Annotated in this window: 3 protein-coding genes; 2 read left to right on the top strand and 1 reads right to left on the bottom strand. The window is 71.4% G+C overall.

Annotated features, from left to right (window positions below):
- Nucleotides 1–56 precede the first annotated feature (56 nt).
- On the bottom strand, nt 57–1,643 hold the full coding sequence (locus BN11_RS15095; RefSeq protein ID WP_157044191.1) for a glycosyltransferase family 2 protein: 1,587 nt from the start codon (nt 1,641–1,643) through the stop codon (nt 57–59).
- Between the two features lie 411 nt (nt 1,644–2,054).
- On the opposite strand from BN11_RS15095, the gene BN11_RS15100 reads away from it, so the two are divergent.
- Together BN11_RS15100 and BN11_RS15105 are read left to right on the top strand one after the other, a co-directional pair.
- Nucleotides 2,055–2,666 carry a hypothetical protein gene (locus BN11_RS15100; protein WP_048699036.1) on the top strand — a complete coding sequence of 204 codons (612 nt, stop codon included), beginning with the start codon at nt 2,055–2,057 and terminating at the stop codon, nt 2,664–2,666.
- Nucleotides 2,667–2,751: 85 nt separating this feature from the next.
- A partial coding sequence (locus BN11_RS15105) for a glycosyltransferase family 2 protein (RefSeq protein ID WP_162213249.1) occupies nt 2,752–4,822 on the top strand: 2,071 nt, incomplete at its 3' end.

Genomic DNA, 4,822 nt, shown 5'->3' on the forward strand with positions numbered 1-4,822 from the left:
GGGGTTGGCGACGGCGGGAGCCCGGCTCTCGACGGCGGGAGCCTGGGGCGCGGTCGTCATGGCGTCTCCGTGGCGGATCGTTTGGCCGCGGCCAGCTCGCCGAGGGCTCCGCGGACCGTGCGGGTCGGCTCGCCGGTCACCTGCTGCCACTCCTCGGCCTCGCGCAGGTTGCCCACCAGGAACTCCACGGGCAGGTCGAACACCTCACGGGCGCCTTCGAGCACGGCCAGCTGGTCGATCTGGGTCTCACTGTCGGCGGTGGCCAGGACAGCCAGGTGCTGAGGCCGGACCTGGGGCCGATCCTCGCTCGGCAGTTCGAGGACTTCTGGTGTCAGCACGATGAGCAGTTCGCACGGCACCGCGTCGACGGTGCTGATCAGGTCGACCCGCCGGTCGAGGGCGTGCTGGATCGCCGTGCCGAACGTCATCGGTCGCCGGCGCGGGCCGACACCGGCGGCCTCCTGGTGGATCATCGCGGCGCGCAACCCGCGCCCGAGCAGGTTGGTCCCCGCGGCACCGTCGAGGGCGTTGGGGAGGCTGAGGTCGAGCAGGTAGACGACGTCATACCGCTCGGGGAGCGTGGCTCCGCCGGGCAGGGCCCGCTGGTAGGCCCGGGGCGCCGGGAACGCTCGGTGCCGGACCTGCTCGGCCGGGTTGAGCGGGGGCGTCTGCGGGGTCAGCGAGCGATGGTAGGCACGGTATGACGTGCTGTACAGCACGCGGTCCGGCGACATCCATTGATAGCGAAAATCGCTGCGGGACAACGACCCCAGCCGCAAACGGGTGATCGCCAGCGGCGTCATCGTGTCCAGGGTGGGGCCGAGCCGCCGCTCGAGCCGCTCGTGCATCTCGGAGTCGGCGCCCTTGCGCGTGGTGTCGAAACCGCCGATCGCGGCGAGGGTCGAGCGCCGCAGCATCAGCGACGAGGCGTTGCGGCGCTGCGAGTCGTAGCCGAGCCACTGCAGGGAAAGATCGTCGAGGGCCCGGATCGCGTCGCTGCGGCTCGCGGGGGCCAGCGGGTTCGCCTCGAGGAGGGCGACCTGATGGGCCATGCGGTCCGGGTGCGACCAGTCGTCGGCGTCCTGGGTCGTGATGTAGCGGCCCTTGGCCTGCGCCAGAGCGGCGTTGCGGCCGAGATAGCTGCCGCCGTTGCGGGCCATCCGCACCAGCCGCACCCGCGGATCGAGGGCGCACGCCTCGTCATACAGGCCGCCGTATGCCGGTCCGCTGGCGTCATCGACGAGCAGCACCTCGAGGTTGCCGTAGGTCTGGGCGGCCATGGATCGGATGGAGTTGAGCAGCCCGGCGTCGGGGGCGTAGCTCGGCATGATGACGGTCACCAGGGGCCCGTCGACGCTGGGCCCGGTCGGCGCCGTGAGCGCATCGAACGGATTGTCGGCGTCGGCGGCGACGCTGACCGGGGCCAGGCCGGCGTCGCGGACGCGGCGGTTGAACAATGCGAGCCACTGGCGCACGCGGTCCGGTGTCGGCTCCACACCCGTCGCCCACGGGTTGGCGAGATCGGTCTCGAGGTCGGCTGCGGCCTCCGGCGCCAGCGGAAGAGCGCGCATCAGATCGCGCGCCTCGGTGAAATCCCCTGCGAACCAAGGCAATTGGACGGCGAGTTGCTCGCTGCGTTTCATCTGCGCGAACACGCCGGGCCCGCAGGTGGCCAGCAGGTCGGCGAAGGCAACCCGGGCGCGCGGCTGGTTGCGGATCTGTTCGCCCCCGACCGACCATTGGCAGGCCAGGGCAAGGGCTGCGGCCGGCCGGTCCAGCGCTCCCGGCGGTCGAGATGGGCGCCGACCTCATCGGCCGTCATACCGCCCCCGGTTGCGCGCAACGCGAGCACGTCGCGCAATCCGGGCGTGGCGCAACGCAACGCCGTCTCACCAAGGGTTGCGATCTCGCGGTCGGTGAGGTCTCGCGAGACCAGCCAGGAGCGGGCCAGCCCGAGTTCGGCTGCGGGGTGCGGCATACGTCCTCTTCTGCAGGGGCCGTGAAATACTTCGAAAGTCTAGATGCCAGGCCCACCCCCAAGGAGCAGCCACGAGATGACCAACAAGCGCGTCCTGATGGGACTGGCCGCCCTTGGTGGGCTCGGGGCCCTGGCATTCATCGGGGCGATCGCGTCGTGGTGGTGGCTGGCGGTGGCCGGACTGGCCGCGATGCTCGGCGTCATCGGCGTCGTCGCCCTCAATACCAACCTGCTCGTGCGCGCTCAGCGCAGCGATGCCGCCAAGCTCCGCTCGGCGGTGGCCGGCGGTCCCCGTTCGGCCCAGGGGTCTGCCCAGCCGGGCGAGCACGATCTGACCGGGACCATCCGGCTGTTGCAGGCGCAGTATGTCGGCCGGCTCGATCGGGCGCAGAGCTCTCTGGAGCGGGCGACGGCCGACCTCGAGGCGCGCATCGGCACCGGGGCGGCCCACGACGATCCGTATGCCGCCCTCCCGCACGGCTCGGTCGTCCTCCTTCACCGGCTTGACGAAAAGGGGGTCAGCGCCGCCAAAACTGCTCTCTCCCACGGTCTTGAGGTCCGCGCTGTCGTCGCCGACAGCGCCGATCGCGAGCGGTTGGAAGCGGCCGGGATCGGTGACGCGGTGACGGTCGTGACCGACGCGAGTGGCGCGCCCTACGCGCTGACCGTCGCGCTGCCCGAGTCCTGAGGCCGGGGTCCTGGAACTGATGGCTCCGCAGCGGGCAGGTGGCCCGGTCGATCGGCTGATCGCCCAGATCGGTTCGGATGACGATGTGGCTTTCGTCGCCAGCGTCTTGCGCACCCGGTCCGTCGCGGGACGCAATGTGTTGGCGCGTAAGGCAACCGGCGGCACCCTCGACGATGACGGGTTGCGTGCCCTGGGGGCCGCGGCCCGGCTCGGCCATCGCGGCGAAGGGCCCTCCCCGGCTTTGCCGCGCGGCATCGACAAGACGGTGCTCGCGGCATACGCCCATGTCCTCGCGGTCCAGGTCGGCCGGCAGGAGGACCGCGACGCGGCGCTGGGGATCTTCGGGTTGCTCGCCGCGGCCGGCCACCGGTTCACCGGGCGCGAGGTGCGAACCTACGCCCAACTCCTGCTCTTCGACGGCCAGCTCGACCGGGCGGTCGCCGTGAGCCAGGACGAGGAGGTCAAGGACCTCGTGCGCGGCCAGATCGCGACCGACCGGCGCAATCCGCGGTTCGCCCCCGACACCCACTCCGAGGCCGAGTGGCTGGCCGCGATGAACGCGTCTCTGATCGCCGACGGCCTGGCGCCACTCGCGCTATTGCCCGACGGGCCAACGGCTTTCGACCGCCTCACGACGACCGCTACGACTCCGGGCAGCGTTCGCGGGCCCTTGATCGCCATCATCATGAGCGCCTTCAATCCGGACGCGAAGCTCATCACTGCCGTCCGCTCCTGCGTCGAGCAGACCTACGCCGACTGGGAACTGCTCATCGTCGACGACGCCTCCCCGGAGCCGATGGACGGAGTTCTCGCGGCGGCCGAGGCCATGGACCCACGCGTGCGCGTCATCCGCAAAGCCGTCAACGGTGGCACCTACCGCGCCCGCAATACCGCTCTGCGACAGACGAATGCGGAGTTCTTCACCTGCCTCGACTCCGACGACTGGGCCCACCCGCAGCGCCTCGAACGCGGCGTCGCTCCGCTGCTCGCCGACCCCTCGCTGATGGTCACCCGCTCGATGTGCGTGCGTGCCGACGAAGACCTCGTCCTCACCCGGCCCGGGCACCACTCGCTCATCCTCAACGCCCCGTCCCTGATGGTGCGGATGCATCCGGCTGTCGCGCGGGTCGGCTTCTTCGACACCGTCCGCAAGGCCGCCGACACCGAGTACGCCGTGCGCCTCGAGGCCGCCTTCGGCCGGCGGGTGCGCGACCTGAAGAAGGACGTGCTGACGATGGCCCGGCACGAGGTCGGCTCCCTCTCTTTCGGCGAGTTCCTGCCCGGATGGCGGCACGAGGCGCGCAACGCCTACCGGCAGGCGTATGGGCCCTGGCACCAAGCGATCCGCGACGGCGCGGACCCCTTCCTCGACCCCGACGGGCCGCGCCGCTTCGTGGCCCCCGCCCGCTGGCAATCCCCCGTCGACCCGCGCCTGGCCCAGCCCACCCACTTCGACGTCGTCCTGCTCGACGACTTCCGCGACGGCCGGCCCGGAGTCGCGTCGTCCGTCGCCACCCTGCGCGCCTGCCTCGATGCCGGGCTGTCCGTCGGCGTGCTGCATACCGAAGACCTCTGGGAGTTCGCGCCCAAGGAGTCCGCACTCGACCCCCGTGTGCTCGACCTCGTCAATGGTGGTGCGGCGGAACGGATCTACTACGAGGACACCGTCGACGTCGACTCCGTCGTCGTCCCCTCCCCGTCCATCCTTCAGTTCCCGCCGTGGGTGGCCGGCTGCTTCGCGCCTGCCCGCGTGCTGGTGGCGTCGTCGGCCCCCGCTTCGACGGGTTCGTCGCCGGCGTCGACTTTGCCCGAGCCCTCGGCCGGCGGGGCAGCGCCGCCCCCGGCTCCTTCGACGCAGACTGTTACCGATCCCGGGCGGTTTGAACGCGCGGAGGTGGAGCGGCATACGGTTGAGCTGTTCGGCGTTGCGGCGACGTGGGTGGCGGCGGAGGAACTCCACGGGGAGCGCCTGGCCGGCGTCCTGGCCAAAGTCGCTCGCCGGGGCAAACCGCTTGCCGCAGAGAGGGATTCGGCGGACTCGTCGGAGACAGCGTGGTTGACGATTCGGACACGGCGGCCGGCGGACGGGGAGCACGCGGACGCGCTCGCGGTGCGCTACGTGGCGGGCCCGGCCGGCCATACGGCGGGGGGGGGGG

This window comes from Nostocoides australiense Ben110 (genome assembly GCF_001050535.1).
Taxonomy (GTDB): Bacteria; Actinomycetota; Actinomycetes; order Actinomycetales; family Dermatophilaceae; genus Nostocoides_A; species Nostocoides_A australiense.

Coding starts and splice junctions, on each gene's coding strand:
- BN11_RS15095 (WP_157044191.1), bottom strand. CDS start 1,643: ATGAAACGCAGCGAGCAACTCGCCGTCCAATTGCCTTGGTTCGCAGGG.
- BN11_RS15100 (WP_048699036.1), top strand. CDS start 2,055: ATGACCAACAAGCGCGTCCTGATGGGACTGGCCGCCCTTGGTGGGCTC.